Origin of the sequence: Kitasatospora sp. NPDC051164 (genome assembly GCF_044455625.1) — a bacterium.
GTDB lineage: Bacteria > Actinomycetota > Actinomycetes > Streptomycetales > Streptomycetaceae > Kitasatospora.
In genome coordinates, this window is the sequence record NZ_JBITFB010000005.1 from 258,830 (window position 1) to 274,736 (window position 15,907).

General features: G+C 74.3%; 17 protein-coding genes. 12 read left to right on the forward strand and 5 right to left on the reverse strand.

The annotated features are described in order from the left end of the window. The first annotated feature begins 5 nt into the window (after positions 1-5). The 4 genes from ACIBEC_RS10165 (at position 6) to ACIBEC_RS10180 (ending at position 3,372) form a co-directional block, all read left to right on the forward strand. Positions 6-572 (forward strand): hypothetical protein, encoded by a 567-nt coding sequence (locus tag ACIBEC_RS10165; protein WP_360493791.1) that lies wholly within the window; start codon positions 6-8, stop codon positions 570-572. Between the two features lie 137 nt (positions 573-709). Further along, a complete protein-coding gene (locus tag ACIBEC_RS10170; protein ID WP_360493788.1) occupies positions 710-1,513 on the forward strand; it encodes an MBL fold metallo-hydrolase in 804 nt (267 codons plus the stop codon). Between the two features lie 7 nt (positions 1,514-1,520). Continuing rightward, positions 1,521-1,952, forward strand: coding sequence for a nuclear transport factor 2 family protein (locus ACIBEC_RS10175; RefSeq protein ID WP_360493785.1), 432 nt, complete (start codon positions 1,521-1,523; stop codon positions 1,950-1,952). A gap of 136 nt (positions 1,953-2,088) precedes the next feature. Then, positions 2,089-3,372 (forward strand): FAD-dependent oxidoreductase, encoded by a 1,284-nt coding sequence (locus ACIBEC_RS10180; protein ID WP_360493783.1) that lies wholly within the window; start codon positions 2,089-2,091, stop codon positions 3,370-3,372. A gap of 61 nt (positions 3,373-3,433) precedes the next feature. Here the strand turns inward: ACIBEC_RS10180 and ACIBEC_RS10185 are convergent, their stop codons facing one another. Beyond that, complete coding sequence (locus ACIBEC_RS10185) at positions 3,434-4,426, reverse strand: right-handed parallel beta-helix repeat-containing protein (RefSeq protein ID WP_360493780.1); 993 nt, start codon at positions 4,424-4,426, stop codon at positions 3,434-3,436. Between the two features lie 202 nt (positions 4,427-4,628). Between ACIBEC_RS10185 and ACIBEC_RS10190 the strand changes: the two genes are divergently transcribed. Continuing rightward, positions 4,629-5,045 carry a DUF3592 domain-containing protein gene (locus tag ACIBEC_RS10190; RefSeq protein ID WP_360493777.1) on the forward strand — a complete coding sequence of 139 codons (417 nt, stop codon included), beginning with the start codon at positions 4,629-4,631 and terminating at the stop codon, positions 5,043-5,045. A 56-nt stretch (positions 5,046-5,101) separates the two neighbouring features. On the opposite strand, the gene ACIBEC_RS10195 is transcribed toward ACIBEC_RS10190, so the two are convergent. Then, positions 5,102-6,157, reverse strand: coding sequence for a Clp protease N-terminal domain-containing protein (locus ACIBEC_RS10195; protein WP_360493774.1), 1,056 nt, complete (start codon positions 6,155-6,157; stop codon positions 5,102-5,104). Positions 6,158-6,323: 166 nt separating this feature from the next. On the opposite strand from ACIBEC_RS10195, the gene ACIBEC_RS10200 reads away from it, so the two are divergent. Both ACIBEC_RS10200 and ACIBEC_RS10205 read left to right on the forward strand, forming a co-directional pair. After that, entirely contained in the window at positions 6,324-7,406 is a 1,083-nt protein-coding gene (locus ACIBEC_RS10200) for a trypsin-like peptidase domain-containing protein (protein ID WP_360493771.1), read from the forward strand. 289 nt (positions 7,407-7,695) lie between these two features. Then, positions 7,696-9,066 carry a condensation domain-containing protein gene (locus tag ACIBEC_RS10205; protein WP_360493768.1) on the forward strand — a complete coding sequence of 457 codons (1,371 nt, stop codon included), beginning with the start codon at positions 7,696-7,698 and terminating at the stop codon, positions 9,064-9,066. A gap of 84 nt (positions 9,067-9,150) precedes the next feature. On the opposite strand, the gene ACIBEC_RS10210 is transcribed toward ACIBEC_RS10205, so the two are convergent. Then, positions 9,151-9,723 carry a universal stress protein gene (locus ACIBEC_RS10210; protein WP_360493765.1) on the reverse strand — a complete coding sequence of 191 codons (573 nt, stop codon included), beginning with the start codon at positions 9,721-9,723 and terminating at the stop codon, positions 9,151-9,153. Positions 9,724-9,964: 241 nt separating this feature from the next. Here ACIBEC_RS10210 and ACIBEC_RS10215 point away from each other — a divergent pair, with 241 nt between their 5' ends. From ACIBEC_RS10215 to ACIBEC_RS10235, 5 genes are all read left to right on the forward strand, one after another. Continuing rightward, complete coding sequence (locus ACIBEC_RS10215; protein WP_360493762.1) at positions 9,965-10,312, forward strand: GntR family transcriptional regulator; 348 nt, start codon at positions 9,965-9,967, stop codon at positions 10,310-10,312. Further along, the gene (locus tag ACIBEC_RS10220; protein WP_360493759.1) at positions 10,309-11,349 is read left to right on the forward strand and encodes a DUF1648 domain-containing protein; all 1,041 of its coding nucleotides are present in this window, start codon (positions 10,309-10,311) and stop codon (positions 11,347-11,349) included. The genes ACIBEC_RS10215 and ACIBEC_RS10220 overlap by 4 nt, the downstream gene beginning before the upstream one ends. Then, positions 11,346-11,936 carry a hypothetical protein gene (locus tag ACIBEC_RS10225; protein WP_360493757.1) on the forward strand — a complete coding sequence of 197 codons (591 nt, stop codon included), beginning with the start codon at positions 11,346-11,348 and terminating at the stop codon, positions 11,934-11,936. The genes ACIBEC_RS10220 and ACIBEC_RS10225 overlap by 4 nt, the downstream gene beginning before the upstream one ends. Positions 11,937-12,114: 178 nt before the next feature. Next, entirely contained in the window at positions 12,115-12,864 is a 750-nt protein-coding gene (locus ACIBEC_RS10230) for a hypothetical protein (RefSeq protein WP_360493754.1), read from the forward strand. Between the two features lie 150 nt (positions 12,865-13,014). Beyond that, positions 13,015-13,854, forward strand: a complete 840-nt coding sequence (locus ACIBEC_RS10235) for an SAM-dependent methyltransferase (protein WP_396287848.1) — start codon at positions 13,015-13,017, stop codon at positions 13,852-13,854. Positions 13,855-13,877: 23 nt separating this feature from the next. On the opposite strand, the gene ACIBEC_RS10240 is transcribed toward ACIBEC_RS10235, so the two are convergent. Both ACIBEC_RS10240 and ACIBEC_RS10245 read right to left on the reverse strand, forming a co-directional pair. Beyond that, positions 13,878-14,558, reverse strand: a complete 681-nt coding sequence (locus tag ACIBEC_RS10240; RefSeq protein ID WP_360493751.1) for a response regulator transcription factor — start codon at positions 14,556-14,558, stop codon at positions 13,878-13,880. Next, the gene (locus tag ACIBEC_RS10245) at positions 14,555-15,820 is read right to left on the reverse strand and encodes a histidine kinase (RefSeq protein WP_360493748.1); all 1,266 of its coding nucleotides are present in this window, start codon (positions 15,818-15,820) and stop codon (positions 14,555-14,557) included. The genes ACIBEC_RS10240 and ACIBEC_RS10245 overlap by 4 nt, the downstream gene beginning before the upstream one ends. Between the last annotated feature and the right edge of the window lie 87 nt (positions 15,821-15,907).

The following is a 15,907-nucleotide window of genomic DNA, read 5'->3' on the forward strand; positions in this document are numbered from 1 at the left end:
GTGGCATGGCCCTGACCCCGTACCAGCAGCACCTCCGGGACCGGATCCTGGCCGCCGAGGTGACCGCCCCGCCGGAGCCGTGGCGCCCGGTCGGCCGGGGGCTGATCCCGGTCGGCGGGCTGCTCGGCATCGGCTTCGCCGTCCACCCGGAGAGCGGGCACGACCTGGTGCTGACCGTCTCGTCCGGCGGACACGGCCTGTTCGACGCCGTGACGGGCCTCAAGGTGGCGCGCGACTACGACCCGGAGGAGGACCCGGACGGCCCGGACCTCTGCTGCCCCGGCCTCGGCCAGGTCTCGGACGTACGGATCCCGGTGGCCGGCACGTGGGGCGGCGGCCTGCACACCAGCGCCGAGGGCGGCTGGCACGTCGAGGTCACCGCCCCGGAGTGGCCGCACCACCGGGTGCTGCTCGCGACCGGCCGGGGCCCGTGGCAGGGCGAGCACGCCGAGTGCTGGTGGCACGTCTTCAACTCCGGCTGGTCCACCCTGCGCGCCGCCGGCTTCTCCCCCACCGGCCGGACCCTCGCGGTGGCCACCAGCAGCGACCTCACGCTCTGGACCCGCGCCTAGGCCGGACGCCGTGCCTGGCGCCGACGCTTTCCGGATGCGGGCGCCGCGCCAAGCGCCGACGCTTTCCGGATGCGGGCGCCGCGCCGAGCGCCGATGCTGGCCGCGAGGCGTGCCCGGCCCGAGGAAGGAAGTCCAACGTGAGCGCACTCGACTTCGAGATCATCGACAGCCCCGACAGCTCGCTCAACAAGACCTCCGTCCTGGTCACCGGCCCGCAGCACGCCATGCTGGTGGACGCCGGGTTCACCCGGTCCGACGGCCGCCGTCTGGTCGAGCGGATCAGGGCCGGCGGCAAGCGGCTGACCACCGTGTTCGTCAGCCACGGCGACCCGGACTTCTACTTCGGCGCCCAGGAGGTCCAGGACGCCTTCCCGCAGGCCCGGTTCCTGGCCACCCCCTCGACGGTCGAGCACATCCAGGAGACGTTCGACGCCAAGCTGCGCGCCTGGTCCCACCTGGGCCCCGAGCTGCCCACCCGGCTGGTGCGGCCCGAGGTGCTGGCCGGGGACGAAATCGTCTTCGAGGGCCACCGGTTCGAGGTGCGCGGCGCCGACTTCCACCTGCCGGACCGGCACTACCTCTGGCAGCACCACCACCGCGCCGTGCTCGGCGGGGTCCTGCTCTTCGAGGGCCTGCACGTGTGGACGGCCGACACCCCCAGCTCCGCCCAACGGGCCGCCTGGATCGACCTGCTGGACGGTATCGAGGCGCTCCATCCGACCTGGGTGGCGGCCGGCCACCGGGTCGCCGGCGCGCCGACCGACCTGAACGCCGTCGACCACACCCGCGCCTACCTGCGGGCTTTCGAGACCGAGATCGGCCGGGCCGCGGACGCGGCCGCCGCCAGGGAGGGCCTGGAGCGGCGCTTCCCGGAGCTTGGGCTGCGGATCGCGGTGGACATCGGCACCAAGGTCGTCATGGGCGAGATGGCGTGGGGGTGAGCACGCGATGATCGAGATCCCCAGGGACGTCGCCACCTTCGCCGAGTCCGCCGCCCCCGCCGACGTGGTCCGCCGCCAGTACCTGGCCTCCGCCCGGGGCGACCTGGCCGCGCTGCGCGCCACGCTCGCCGAGGACGTCGAGTGGACCGAGATGGCCGGCTTCCCGCTGGCCGGCACCTACCGCACCCCGAAGGGCGTCACCACCAACGTGATGGAGCGGCTGGCCGCCGAGTGGGACAACTGGACCGCGCACGACGACACCTACGTGGTGGACGGTGAGGACGTCGTGGTCCTGGCCCGCTACACGGCCGTCCACAAGACCACCGGAAAACCGCTCGCGGTCCGGGTAGCCCACCACTTCACCGTGCGCGGCGGCCGGATCGTCCGCTTCGAGCAGTTCACCGACACCGCACTGGTCAGGGACGCGATGACGCCATAGGGCCGGTCGTCCACCCCGACCCCGCGTTCACCCGTACGGGCGAGCGAGGCGCGGCGCGCCCGGCGCGGCCTCGACACACCACCCGGACGGCGGCAGGCTGACCCCGGATCCACGGCCGGAGAACGAGGAGTCGAGCATGGCGGGCACGGACAGCGACACCACCGGAACCGGCGGCAGCACCGGGGCGGGCGGCGGGCAGGACCGCCCGATCGTCATCGTCGGCGCGTCCCTGGGCGGCGCGAAGGCCGCCGAGGCGCTGCGCGAGGCCGGGTACGAGGGCCGCATCGTCCTGATCGGCGAGGAGCACGAGCGCCCGTACGAGCGGCCGCCGTTGTCCAAGGGCTACCTGCTGGGCAAGACGCCCCGGGAGAAGATCTACGTCCACCCGCCGCAGTGGTACGCCGAGCACGACGTCACGCTGCGCCTGGGCACGGCGGTGTCCTCGATCGACCCGGCCGGGCACACCGTGACGCTCGCCGACGACGGCCGGGTGGAGTACGCGAAGCTGTTGCTGACCACCGGCTCGGTTCCGCGCCGCCTGCCGGTGCCGGGCGCCGACCAGGACGGCGTGCTCTACCTGCGCCGGGTCGACGACAGCGACCGGATCAAGGCGGTGCTGCGGCCGGGCGCCCGGATCGTGGTGATCGGCGCGGGCTGGATCGGCCTGGAGGTGGCGGCCGCGGCCCGCCAGGCGGGCGCCGAGGTGACGGTGCTGGAGGCGCTCGAACTGCCGCTGCTGCGGGTGCTCGGCCGGGAGGTCGCCCAGGTCTTCGCCGACCTGCACCGGGACCACGGCGTGGACCTGCGCTTCGGCGTCAAGGTGGCCGAACTGACCGGCGACGGCGGCACGGTGAACGGGGTGAAGCTCGCCGACGGGACGACGGTGGCGGCCGACGCGGTGGTGGTCGGCATCGGCATCGCCCCCGCCGCCGGGCTCGCCGAGGCGGCCGGACTGGAGGTCGACAACGGCATCAAGACCGACCGGCACCTGCGCACCTCGGACCCGGACGTGTACGCGGCGGGCGACGTCGCCAACGCCTACCACCCGCTGTTCGGCCGGCACATCCGGGTCGAGCACTGGGCCAACGCCCTCAACCAGCCGCAGACCGCCGCCCGCGCACTCCTCGGACAGCCGGACGCGGTGTACGACCGGGTCCCCTACTTCTTCACGGACCAGTACGACCTCGGCATGGAGTACGTCGGCTACGTCGAGCCGGACGGCTACGACCAGGTGGTCTTCCGCGGCGACCCGGCCACCCGCGAGTTCATCGCGTTCTGGCTGTCCGGCGGCCGGGTGCGGGCGGGGATGAACGTCAACGTCTGGGACGTCACCGACCCGATCCGCGAACTGGTCCGCTCGGGGCGGGTGGTGGACTCCAAGGTGCTGGCCGACCCGAACGTTCCGCTCGGCGAGCTGTAGCAGCATCCTCCCGACCCCCGCCCCCTCCGCCTCCCGCCCCTCCGACCCAGAGGTCCAGCGGCTACCCCACCGGGACGCCGGGGTTCACCAGGCCCCGGCCCCCGGTGACGGTGTTGCCCGCGCCGATCGTCACCGTGCACGTCGCGGCGTCGTAGTCGGTCACGTCGATCGCGTACCGGTCCGCTCCGGTGGCGCCGGTGAGGTCGGAGTGGTTGCCCCGGAAGACCGTGCCGCAGCCCCAGCCCGGCCGGACGCTGTGGGTCTGGAAGCCGTCATCGGTGGTGCGCCTGCCGGTGTTGTTCTCGATGACGTAGCCGTTGCCCTTCACGTCGACCCAGGAGTCGTCGTAGTTGCGGCCGGTGAGGCCGTCGCCGTCGAAGGAGTTGCCGGAGACCAGGCCGCCGGTGGTGCCCTCCTTGAGGTCGACGTTCTCGGCGCCGATGTTCGGGCCGAAGGTGTTGCCGACGATCTGCACGTGGTCGCTGCGGTCGGAGAGGGTGTTGGCGGTGCCGACGTAGACGCCCTCGCCCAGGCCGTCCCGGGCCAGGCCGGTGTCGTGGACGCGCGAGTCGCGCAGCGTGCCGTGGGCGCTGGAGTTGCGGAAGTGCACGCCCTCCATGGTGGTGTGGTGGACCGTGACGTCGTCCAGCACCACGTAGTTCGCGGCGTCCGCCACGATGCCCTTCTGGGCGCCGGTGACGGTCAGGCCGTGGACGGTCCAGTAGCTCGCGCCGTCGAGGTGGAGGCCGTAGCCGCCGCCGGTCGGGGTGGTGAGCACGGCCTTGGCCGAGCCGGTCAGGGTGATCCGGGCGGCGGCGGTGCCGGGCGCGGTGGCCTTGAAGCTGCCGGAGTAGGTGCCGTCGGCGAGCTGGATGGTCTGGCCGGGCGCGGCGGCCGCGAGGGCGGCCTGGAGCTGCTTGGCGGTGCCGACCTTGACGACGGTCGCGGCCGGGGCGGCCGGAGCCGCCGGTTCGGCCGCCCCGGCGGGGGCGGCGGCGCCGAGGGCGAGAGCGGTGAGGACGACGCCGAGGGCGCGGGGGGACTGCGGCTTCACGGACGGTGCTCCTTTCGGTGGTCGAGGCCGCTTGCTTCCTTCGTCAGCGACAGGGACATGCCACTACACAGTGGACTGGACCATTCCGGAGCGTCAAGAGTGCCGCCGGTGGGCGATACTGGGCTTCGGGGAACCCTCGGGCAGCTCCCGGGGGCCTCGGGCAGCTCGGGAAGCTCGGGGAATCGTCGGGCAGGGAGGCGCGGTGGGCGGGACGGCCGGGTTCGCCGTAGTGGTGTTCGGCGCGTTGGGCGGCGTGGTCGCCTACCTCGCCGGGGTGGTCGGGCTGCGCGAGCTGCGACGCTTGCGCCGGGTCGGCGTCCCGGCGTCGGCACTGGTGCGCGCCCGCGCCTCGGGCCCGGAGGACCGCGCGCTGCCGCCGCGTCCGCTGCTGGAGTTCGAGACGGCCGACGGCCGGGTGGTCGAGGTCTTCTCCCCCGTGCCCTCCACCGCCCGCCACCCGCTGCCGGACGGCCGCTACGTGCGGGTCCGCTACGACCCGGCCGATCCCCGGCAGGTGCTGGTGGACGGGCGGGAGCGGGTGGGGCTGGAGTACGGGTTCCTCGCACTCGGGGTGTTGGCGGTGCTCGGCTCGATCGCCCTCGCCGCCACGGCGCTCTAGCAGTCCCGGTGCGCTCCGCGGGGCCCGGGCCCCGCGGAGCGCTTCGCCAACGGCGGCTACACCACGGGCTGACCCTCCGGACGACCACCGGGCCCGCCCAGGGCCGCGCCCGGGCCCACGCCCAGGGCCTCGACCAGCCGCCGGGCCCGGGTGTCCTCGTCGAGCAGCATCCGCACCAGCGGGCCGGGCGCCGCGCCGACCAGGTACGCCTCGACGGAACGCGGATCGGCCGGAAGGGCGACCGTCCCGGCGGTGACGGCCGCGCGGGCCCGGGCGTAGTCGAGGCCGGCCCGGGCGAGCAGCTCGCCGCCGGCGTCGTCCACGTCCGGCTGCGGTTGACGGCCCAGGACTTCGTGGACGGCCAGGAGGGCGAGCAGGACGTGCTCGGTACCGGGCGTCCGGCGGCCGAGGCGCTGCGCCTGTTCGTCCGTCTCCCGCCGGATCCAGTCCGACGACGGCGCCGCCGGACCTGCCGCACGAGCCGTACCGGGCTTCAACAACCTCCTCCAGAGCGGGCGTCGGTTCGACCGACGGCCGAGCAGCGCGTCCCGGGTGGGGAGCAGCAACGGGTCCAGCGCGGTCGGTGCGCCCGGCGCGGTCGGTGCGCCTGGTGTGGTCGGCACGCCCTCCGGCTGGGAAGGCGCCCCGTCCAGACGCTCCCGGACGGTCTGCGGTGCGACGCCCGCCGCGCGCAGCAGTTCGACGGCGCGGGTGCGGTCGTCGGCGAGCAGGGCCCGCAGGACGTGCTCGGCGGTGAGCTTCCGCTCGCCGCCGTGCCGGGCCGACGTCACCGCGGCGGACAGCGCACGGGCGGCGGCGCCCGTCAGGACGAGGTCCGGGGCCCCGGCCGGACCGAGGACCTCCCGGGCGGGCACGCCCGCGCCGGCCTCGTCGTCCGCGCTCCGGTCGCCGCCGCCGCCGTCACGGTCGCGGTCGCGGTCTCGGTTGCGCAACAGCGCCCGCAGCGCGCTCTCCGTGACCCCGGCGGCAGCGAGGGCCGCACCGGCCGGGCCACCCGACCCCACCACCGCGGCCAGCAGGTGCTCCGTCCCGAGCTGGCCGCCGCCCGTGGTGCCGAGCGCGTGCCAGTCCGCTTCCAGCGTGGTCTCCATCGGACCCTCCCCACCCAGGTAGCTTTGCCCATACCATACGCCCGCTTTGCTTCTGCTTTATAGTCGCCCGCACGTCAAGTCGGCATCAGGAGCCGGTGGCGGAAGCATCGGCGGCGCACCGTTGTTGGAAGCGGGAGAGCCCGCGCCGGCGAAAGGGGTGAGCACCGTGGCCGACACCCTCCCCGGGCCCGAGCACGCCCCCAAGGACACACCCCCCGAGGACACACCCGCCGAGGGCGCACCCACTGCGGACGTACCCACTGCGGACGCGACCATCGAGGACGCAGCGGCGACGGACGAGACAGCCGCCGAGGCGCTGGACGCCTACTCGCGGATCGTCACGACCGTGGCCGCCGCGGTGACGCCGCGCGTCGCCGCGCTCCAGGTCCCCCGGCGCGGCCGGGGCGGCTGGTTCAGCACCGCGCTCGGCTCGGCGGTGGTCTTCACCGACGACGGTTTCCTGCTCACGAACGCCCACGTCGTCGGCCATGCCGACGCCGGGACGCTGGCCTTCGCCGACGGCACCACCTCCCCCTTCCACACCATCGGCGCCGACCCGCTCTCCGACCTGGCCGTGCTGCGCGCCGACGGCCCGACCCCCACGCCGGTGCGGCTCGGCGAGGCCACCGCCCTGCGGGTCGGGCAGCTGGTCGTCGCCGTCGGCAACCCGCTCGGGCTGGCCGGGACGGTCACGGCGGGCGTGGTCAGCGCCCTCGGCCGCTCGCTCCCGGCCCGCTCCGGCAGCGCCGTGCGCGTCATCGACAACGTCATCCAGACCGACGCCGCCCTCAACCCCGGCAACTCCGGCGGCGCGCTGACCACCGCGAACGGCGAGGTCGTCGGGATCACCACGGCGGTGGCCGGCAACGGGCTGGGTCTGGCCGTCCCCATCGACGCCACCAGTCGGCAGATCATCGCCGCCCTGCTCGCCGAGGGCCGGATCCGCCGCGCCTACCTGGGCCTCGCCGGAGTGCCCGCCCCGCTGCCGCCCGCCCTGCGCCACCGCACCGGGCAGCACACCGGCCTGCGGATCGTCGAGGTGATCGCCGACGCCCCCGCCAGCCAGGCCGGACTGCACGACGGCGACCTGCTGCTCACCGCCTCCGGAGAGCCGATGAGCAGCGCCCAGTCCCTGCAGCGCCTGATGCTGGCCGACGCGATCGGCCGCCCGCTGGCGCTCACGGTGCTGCGCAACGGGGCCCTGGTCGACGTCATCGCCGTCCCGAAGGAACTGCCGTCGGCCGACTAGGAGTTGTCCGGGCGGGGTGGCGACGGCTCTGGGAGCGCACAGGTGCTCGGCCGGCACTATGACGGCAGTGCGCTCTCACACCACCGACTGCCACGTCGCGCCCGTACGTCGCGCCCGAACGCCGTGCCGTTCCGTCGGCAGTGCCGGCGACGGCCCCCGCGCCCATCACCCGATCGGGCGACGGCCGTATCCGATGACCTGCTGGGCCGGTTGGTACGGCATCGATTGGTAGGCCGGTGCGCGACTGCTGTGGAACACCACCCGGCGACGACAGGCAGAAGAAGGCGGAATGCTCCAAATCTCAGTCGAGGACTCCGAGATCGACCCGGGCGAGGCCCATCGGTGGCACCTGGTCTCCCTGACCGGTGACGGGGGGCCCGCTCCGCGCCGGACGACCGGTTACAACCAGGCGAAACATTTCACCGTGGCGCAGCACGCCCAGAGCATCGACGAACCGATCCGGTCCTACGTCGCGGCCAGCTTCGAGCTCCCCGGACGGGTGGATCTGGACGCGCTGGAAGGAGCGTTTCTCCACCTGGTGCGCAGGCACGAGGTGCTCCGGGCGGTCTACCAGCCGCTCGGCGGGGACCTGGGCTGCGAGGTCCTGACGGCCGACGAGGTGGCCCTCAAGCACGACTACGTCGGCCCGCTGGAGACTCCCGCCGAGGTCACCGGGCACCTCCACGAGGCGTTCCGGGAGGTGGACACGCTCGCCTGGCCGCTGATCACGATGGGCGCGGTCGTGCGGCCGGAGTCGACCACGGTCTGGTTCTCGTGCGACCACCTCGTCACCGACGGCCTCTCCAGCGCGATCGCCGTCAACGACATCGCCACCGCCTACCGGGGCCTCGCTCAGGAGCAGGAGCCCGGCAGCTACCTGGAGTTCAGCCGCACCCAGCGCCGCGCCAACCGGGCGATGAACGCCGACGACGCGCGGCTGGACTACTGGCGGGCCTTCCGCGACCGCAACGACGGCCTGTTCCCGCGCTTCCCGCTCGACCTCGGGGTACGGCCCGGCCGGCTGTACGCGCCGCTGGCCAGTACCGAGCGGCTGCTGACCGCCCGCCAGACCGAGGAGTTCGGCGCCGCCTGCCGGGCCCGTGGCGGGCGGCTGTCCATGGGACTGCTCGCGGGCGTCGCGCTCGCCCTGCGGCAGCTGGGCGGACCGGCGGAGTACCGGGGGCTGGTGCCGGTCAACGAGCGCGACCGGGGCGTCTACGCCGAGTCCATGGGGTGGTTCATCAACACCCTGCCGATCGAGTTCCCGGTCGGGGAGCGGGCCGGCTTCGCCGACGTGCTGACCGCGGCCCAGGACGCCTACGGGCGGGCGCAGGCCCACGCCGGAGTGCACTTCGTGAAGGCGTGGCGGCTGCTCGCCCCGGCCGAGTACGCGCGACTGCACTACTGGCCGCACGCGGTGAACTTCTTCTCCTACATCGACTTCCGCCGCCTGCCCGGTGCCGACCTGCACGCCGCCCAGCGGGCCCGGATGCACGTCTGGGTCTCCGGCTGCAACGGGCTCCTGCACTGGCTGCACCGCACCGACGACGGCCTGTTCGTCAACACCATCCACGTCGACACCCCACTGGCCCGGGACACCAACCGGGCCCTGCTGGACGGATTGGCCGGCGTGCTGACCGACGTCGCTCAGCCGTTCTGACGGACGACCAGCCGTTCCGACTCGTGCGGTCGTGGCGGCGCGCCGCGTGCCGCCCGGGTGAGTCGAGGACATCCGTGCCGCCGACTACCGCTTCGCCGGGAGGAGTTCGGGCGCCGGGCCGACCGGCAGGTGCCGGCGGGACCGGCGGGACCGGCGGTGGATCGCCTCCAGCTCGCGCAGTTCGGCGAGCAGTTCGGGCACCGGTACGGTCAGCACCGGGCAGCCCGCCGCCCGCACGCAGTACGCGGACACCGGGCGCCGCAGCCGGCGGCGCAGCAGGCCTCCGCTCTGCCCGAGGACCAGCAGGTCACCGGGCCGGTCGGCGAGGTGGACCAGCGCGGGGCCGGTCTCGCCGCGGATCACCACCGGGCGCAGCGGCACCCCGGGGTCGGCGCCGCCGAAGGCCGAGTCGAGGGCCTCGTGCAGGCGCTGTTCGGCGGCTTCCCGGACGGCCGCGAGCAGCGGCGGGCAGGGCGAGCGCCGGTAGCCGTGCTCACCGCCGGGGGGCTCCCAGGCCAGCACCGGCAGCAGTTCCGCACCCCGTGCCCGCGCCTCGGCCACCCCGCGGTGGAGGGCCGCCAGGCTCCCCAGCGACCCGCTGACTCCGACCAGCACCCTGGGTGCCCCGCCGTCCTGGTGTCGCCTGTTGCCGTGCATGATCCGTCCTCGTGTCGTGGTGGCCTTACAGCTCCACCCAACCGCCGGCCCGGGCGTCCGCCGGCCCTTCTTGATGCCTCCCTGACGCCCGACGCGACGATCCCAACGCCGCCCATACGCCGTCCGTTCGGCGCGGGTGTGCGGGCCGGCCGAGGCCGGGCGGAGGCAGGCCGGACCGCCCGGATCACCATGGATCCCCGGGTCGGCAGAAAACGACCATGGTGCTAGTGTCATTAGCACCATGTTGCTGAAGCTGGACATCGGAGACGCCCGGCCCCTGCACGAGCAGGTGGCGGGCGCGATCCGCCGAGCCGTCGCCGAGGGCGAGTGCGCCCCCGGGGACAAGCTGCCACCCGCCCGGGAGCTGTCCCGGGCGCTCGGCGTGAACACCAACACCGTGCTGCGCGGACTGCGCACCCTGCGGGACGAAGGGGTGCTGGAGTTCCGCCGGGGCCGTGGCATCACGATCGCCACCGGCGCCGACACCCGCGCCGAAATCGCGGATCGTGTACGGCAGTTGGTCGACGACGCGGCCCGGGCCGGCTACAGCACGAACGATCTCGTGGACATGATCAGGGGGATGTCGTGAGGGACGAGGGGCCCATAGCGAAGGGGCACCGGGAGAAGGGGCACCAACCGGGGGGCCGGGGCGCGCTCTGGGGCGCGGCGGCCTGGTCGGTCGGCGTACTGGCGCTGCTGGTCGCGCTGCCGCTGGCGGCGCGCCACCGGCTGCCGGACCCGCTGGCCACCCATTGGGGCGGACGGGACCCGGACGGTTCGATGTCACTGACGGGGGCCGCGCTGTTCCCGGCAGGACTCTGGCTGGTCCTGGTGCTGGTCTCCGCGCTGCTGCAGCGGTACTGCGCCGAGCGGTCGCCCGGCTGCGGGGCGGCGACACTGGCGGCCGGCGGGGTGCTGCTGACGGGGGCGCAGACCGCCGTCGTGCACGCCAACCTGGACCGCGCCCGCTGGCAGGACGCCGCGCCGATGGGCATCGAGGTGGTCCTGGTCCTGGTGGCCACGGCCGTCGCCGGGGCGCTGGCCTGGCTGGCGGGCCGCCGGTTCGGGGGCCGGGCCGAGGAGCGTCCGGCGGCCGGGGCGCCGGCGCTGGACGTGCCGGCGGGCGAGCGGTTCGTCTGGCTCTCGCGGGCCGCGAACCCGTGGCTGCAGCTGCTGGCCGCCGTGCTCGGGCTGGTCGCGGTGGCGGGTGTGCTGGCGGCCGCGAGCGGGCTGACCGCGCTGGACTGGGCGATCGTCCTGCCGTTCGCGTTCCCTGCCGTCGCCGTCCTCGCCTGCTCCTCGGTGCAGGCGCGGGTGACCGCCCGGGGCCTGACGGTCGGCTTCGGCCCGTTCGGCCGGCCCGCCCGGCACTGGTCCCCCGCCGAGCTCGAGTCGGCGCGGGTCGAGGTGCGCACACCCGCCCAGGCCGGCGGCTGGGGCTACCGGATCAGCCGCCTGGGCACCACCGTTATGCTGCGCCGGGGCCCCTGCCTGGTGGTCCGCACCCGCAAGGGCACGGACTTCGCGGTCAGCGTCGACGACGCCGACCGCGGCGCGGCCCTGCTCAACTCCCTGATCGCCAAGGCCGGACCGCCGGCCGTGAACCACGGAGGCGATCGCCGATGATCGATTCCCTCACCGCCTTCACCGTCGCCATCGACTACGGGCGGGCCCACACCACCTTCCTGGTGCACGCCGACGGCTCGCCCGGGCCGGTGGCCCGGATGCACAAGGACGCGGCCTACGACCACAGCGCGCCGTACCAGGTCTTCGCCGGGCCCGGACTCGGGCAACTCATCGGCCACGTCAACAACTTCTCCGCCATAGCGGCCGACCGGACGCTGATCGGCCGGGTCGGCCACCGCTCGCGGTCCTGGCGGCACGACGTGTGGACCTTCGACCAGAACGGCCTCGCCGTCCTGGAGGGCGAACCCGTCGGCCTCGCCAACAAGGCGCGGGGCAGCCTTCCCCTGCTCGGCAGCGGCGTGGTCGATGCCGCCCTCCCCTTCGAACTGCGCTACCGGTCGGCCGAGTCGGCGGGCTTCGAACTGACCCGTCACGCCGGGGTGCGGGCGACCTACGCCGTCCGGATCCACGATCCGCGGATCTCCCGGCTCCTGGTCCTGGCCTGCGTCGCCCACTTCAACACGTACGGCACCGCCGACCTCCGCAAGTCCATGGTGGACGTGACCGCCAACCCCCTCAAGGCCTGAGAACGGTCCGACGGCCGACAGCCCCGGCGTGGGCGGACCACGCCGGGGCTGTCGGCTGTCCGGCCGTCGACTGTCGGGACGTCGGGCTGTCGGAAAACCTTCCGGCCCGCGAGGTGCCCCCACCTGCCGGAACGGGTACACCAGGTGACAGCCGCTCTCGAAAGGCAAGGAGGCGTCCGTGACTCATGACTCACGCGCGCAGCAGGCTTCGGACGCCCGGCGGGGTGTCCAGGACGAACGGACCGTCACGTTTCTCCGTCTCGGCGTCGGGCTGATCGGCATTCTGCTGCCGCCGGCCCTGCCGTTCGGCAACTGGCTGGCCGCCGAGGTGACGGGGCGCAGTACGGACGGCTTCTGGCCGGGCTCGATGAGCGCCTCGTACTACACCGACACCCGGAACATCTTCGTCGGCTCCCTGTGCGCGCTCGGGGTGTTCCTGATCTGCTACCGCTTCGACCGCCGGGACGACCGCTGGAGCACGGCGGCCGGGCTCTTCGCGGTCGGGGTCGCGCTGTGCCCGACGTCGCCGGACGGCGCGTCGGACGTCCGGCGCACCATCGGTGTGTTCCACCTGGTCTTCGCGAGCCTGCTGTTCGTGATGCTGGCGATGTTCTGCCTCTACTCCTTCCGCAATCCCCGGTCCACCCAGCCGGCCCGGGTGAGCGCGGCCTACCTGGTGGCCGGGGTGCTGATCCTGGTCGCCCTGGTGTTCTCCGTCGCGGCCGGGGCGACGGGGATCGGTGCCGACTGGTCGGTGCGGCCGCTGTTCCTGTGCGAGTGGCTGGCGACGTGGTCCTTCGGTGCGGCCTGGATCGGGGCCGCGCTCGAACTCGCCGCGCACCGCCGGGGCGGTTCCGACCCGGCGGCCGTCCCCCGGCAGCCGGGCGGCGCGCTGGTGGAGCCGAGCCTGCCGGAGGCCCCGGCCTGAGGGCCAAGCCGGAGAACCAGGCTGAGGGCCAGACCTGAGGGCCAGACCTGAGGGTTTGTCATCTCGTCAGACCGATCGACCGTTACCATGCGCACCAAGGGCAGCCACCACGGCGGCCGGTGACGGGTTCCCAGCAACGGGAGGGCGAGCATGGCGAACGAGGTCCGGGCGGAACGCGGTCCGCAGGAGCACTACCCGTCGATGGACCTGCGGATGGACGTCCCGCACTCCGCCCGGGTCTACGACTACCTCATCGGCGGCAAGACCAACTTCGAGGCGGACCGGGTCGCCGCGCACGCCTCGGTCCGGGCCTGGCCGTCGCTGCCGATCTCGATGCGGACCACCCGCGACTTCATGCAGCGCTCGGTGCGCCACCTCGCCGAGCAGTACGGCGTACGGCAGTTCCTGGACATCGGCACCGGCATCCCCACCTCGCCGAACGTGCACGAGGTCGCGCAGGCGGTCGCGCCCGAGGCCCGGGTCGCGTACGTGGACAACGACCCGATCGTGCTGAACCACGCGCGGGCGCTGATGTCCAGCACGCCCGAGGGCCGCACCTGTTACGTGGACGCCGACTTCCGCGACCCGGAGTCGATCATCAACAACCGCCGGCTGCGCGAGGTGCTCGACCTCTCCCAGCCGGTGGCGCTGTCGCTGATCGCGATCGTCCACCTGGTGCTGGACGAGGACGACCCGCAGGGCATCGTTCGCCGCTTCATGGCCGCCCTGGCGCCCGGCAGCGTCCTCGCCCTGACGGTGTTCACCGGCGACACCGACCCGGTCGGCGTGGGCGGCGTCGGCCGGGAGTACAACGCGCGCGGCATCCCGCTGCAGATCCGCGACAAGGCCGAGACGGAGGCCTTCTTCGACGGCTTCGAGCTGCTCGACCCGGGCGTCACGCTGGTCCACCACTGGCGCCCGGACGCCGACGCCGCACCCGTGCGCGACCAGGACATCGCGATGTACGCGGGCGTGGCGATCAAGCGCTGAGCGGCCGTCAGCGGCGGGCCGGGTCACCCGGGGACGGAGACCAGGCCCGCCTCGTAGGCCAGGATGACCAGTTGCACCCGGTCGCGGGCGTCGAGCTTGGCGAGCAGCCGGGTCATGTAGGTCTTGACGGTGGCGATGCTGAGCACCAGTTCGGCGGCGATCTCGGTGTTGGACAGGCCGCGGCCGACCAGGGTGAGGATCTCCCGCTCCCGGTCGGTGATCGCCTCCAGCCGGCGGAGGGCTGCGCCCCGCTCGGCGGGGCCGGGCACCCGCTCGGGCGGCCGGGCGCCGGCGAACGCGCCGATCAGCCGCCGGGTGACGCTCGGCGCGATCAGGGCGTCCCCGGCGGCGACCACCCGCACCGCTCCCAGGATGTCCTCCAGCGCCATGTCCTTGACCAGGAACCCGGACGCCCCGGCGTGCAGCGCCGCGTAGACGTGCTCGTCCTCGTCGAGGGTGGTGAGCACGACCACCCTGGTCGGGCCGCCGGCGGCGGTCACCAGCCGGGTGGCCTCGATGCCGTCCATACCGGGCATCCGGATGTCCATCACGACGACGTCCGGGCGCAGTTCGGCGGCGAGCCGGACGGCCTCGGTCCCGGTGCCCGCCTCGCCGACCACCTCGACGTCGGTGGTCTCCGTGATGACCATCTCGAGCGCGGCCCGCACCAGTGGCTGGTCGTCGGCCAGCACGACCCTGATCATGCGCCCGCCTCCCCCGCGAGCGCGGCGGCGAGAACCGGCACCGGCCCGGGCACCGGCACCGGCACCGGCACCGGCACCGGCACCGGCAGCGTGGCCGCGACCCGGAAGCCGCCGTCGGCGCGCGGCCCGGCGGCGAACTCGCCGTGCAGCAGGGCGACCCGCTCGCGCAGCCCGGCCAGCCCGAAGCCACTGCCCGTGCCCGTGCCGTGCCCCCGGCCCTGGCCCCGCCCCCGGTCGGTGACCTCGACGGACAGCTCCCCCGCCGTCCGGTGGTCGACGGAGACCTCGCAGGCGTCGGCGTCCGCGTGCCGGACCACGTTGGTGACCGACTCCTGGATGATCCGGAACGCCGCGAGGTCGATCTCCGGCGGCAGCGGCCGCTGCTCGCCGTGCCGCCGGACCTCCACCCGGACGCCCGCCTCGGTGGTCGCCCCGGCCAGCCGGTCGAGGTCGGCCAGGCCCTGCGGGGCGGTGGCCGAGGCCTCGCCGTCGGCCCGGCGCAGGACGACGAGCATCCGGCGCAGCGCGGCCAGGGTGTCCCGCCCGGCGGTCTCGATCTCGCCCAGCGCCGCCTTGGCGCGCTCGGGCCGGCTGTCGATGACCCGGCGGGCGGCGCCGGCCTGCAGCGCGACGATGCCGAGGCTGTGCGCGACGGTGTCGTGCATCTCCCGGGCGATCCGCAGCCGTTCGGCGGTGACCGCCTCGGCGGCCGCCCGGCTGCTCAACGCCTCGGCGTGCTCCCGGTTCTGCCGCACCGTACGCCCGACCAGCCAGGCGACCAGCGCGAGCAGTGCGGCGCCGTCGGCGGAGCCGATGTGGGTGCCGGTGAAGATCCCGACGGTGTTGCCGTGGACCAGGCCGATGTGCAGCACCAGGAAGCCCATGACCAGGGCGAACGCGGCCCGCGAGGTGCGACGCGACCGGGTGGCGGTGATCAGGCAGAGCGCGGTGTCCACGGCGACCAGCGCGCCGGGCGGCACCTGGGTGCCCCCGGCCCAGCCGTCGGTCTCCGTCCAGGTGGCGATCAGCAGCAGGGCGACCGACAGCACCGGCAGCCGGCGCACCAGCGCGGCGCCGGTGAAGGCCACCGCCGTGTCGGCCAGGGTGAACGCCCATCCGCCGTGCGCGGCGGCGCCGTGGTGCTGCGCGGTGTCACCGCCGAGCCGGACGGCGGGGTAGGCGGCGGCCACGCACCAGGCGAGCCCGACCCAGATCTCGGGCGGGACGCGCCGGAACAGCGGCGGCTTGGGGGTCGAGGACATGGTTCAAGATCGTAACCACGGGCCGGTGAGCCGTCATCCACCCGTGGTTGTACGGCCGGGGGTGACCGCACTGTCGACGCCGGTCCG

Excerpts from the sequence above, each read along its gene's own strand:
- ACIBEC_RS10180 (WP_360493783.1), top strand. The coding sequence starts at position 2,089 with ATGGCGGGCACGGACAGCGACACCACCGGAACCGGCGGCAGCACCGGG.
- ACIBEC_RS10210 (WP_360493765.1), bottom strand. The coding sequence starts at position 9,723 with ATGCACGGCAACAGGCGACACCAGGACGGCGGGGCACCCAGGGTGCTG.
- ACIBEC_RS10165 (WP_360493791.1), top strand. The coding sequence starts at position 6 with ATGGCCCTGACCCCGTACCAGCAGCACCTCCGGGACCGGATCCTGGCC.
- ACIBEC_RS10175 (WP_360493785.1), top strand. The coding sequence starts at position 1,521 with ATGATCGAGATCCCCAGGGACGTCGCCACCTTCGCCGAGTCCGCCGCC.
- ACIBEC_RS10195 (WP_360493774.1), bottom strand. The coding sequence starts at position 6,157 with ATGGAGACCACGCTGGAAGCGGACTGGCACGCGCTCGGCACCACGGGC.
- ACIBEC_RS10235 (WP_396287848.1), top strand. The coding sequence starts at position 13,015 with ATGGCGAACGAGGTCCGGGCGGAACGCGGTCCGCAGGAGCACTACCCG.
- ACIBEC_RS10240 (WP_360493751.1), bottom strand. The coding sequence starts at position 14,558 with ATGATCAGGGTCGTGCTGGCCGACGACCAGCCACTGGTGCGGGCCGCG.
- ACIBEC_RS10225 (WP_360493757.1), top strand. The coding sequence starts at position 11,346 with ATGATCGATTCCCTCACCGCCTTCACCGTCGCCATCGACTACGGGCGG.
- ACIBEC_RS10215 (WP_360493762.1), top strand. The coding sequence starts at position 9,965 with ATGTTGCTGAAGCTGGACATCGGAGACGCCCGGCCCCTGCACGAGCAG.
- ACIBEC_RS10245 (WP_360493748.1), bottom strand. The coding sequence starts at position 15,820 with ATGTCCTCGACCCCCAAGCCGCCGCTGTTCCGGCGCGTCCCGCCCGAG.
- ACIBEC_RS10205 (WP_360493768.1), top strand. The coding sequence starts at position 7,696 with ATGCTCCAAATCTCAGTCGAGGACTCCGAGATCGACCCGGGCGAGGCC.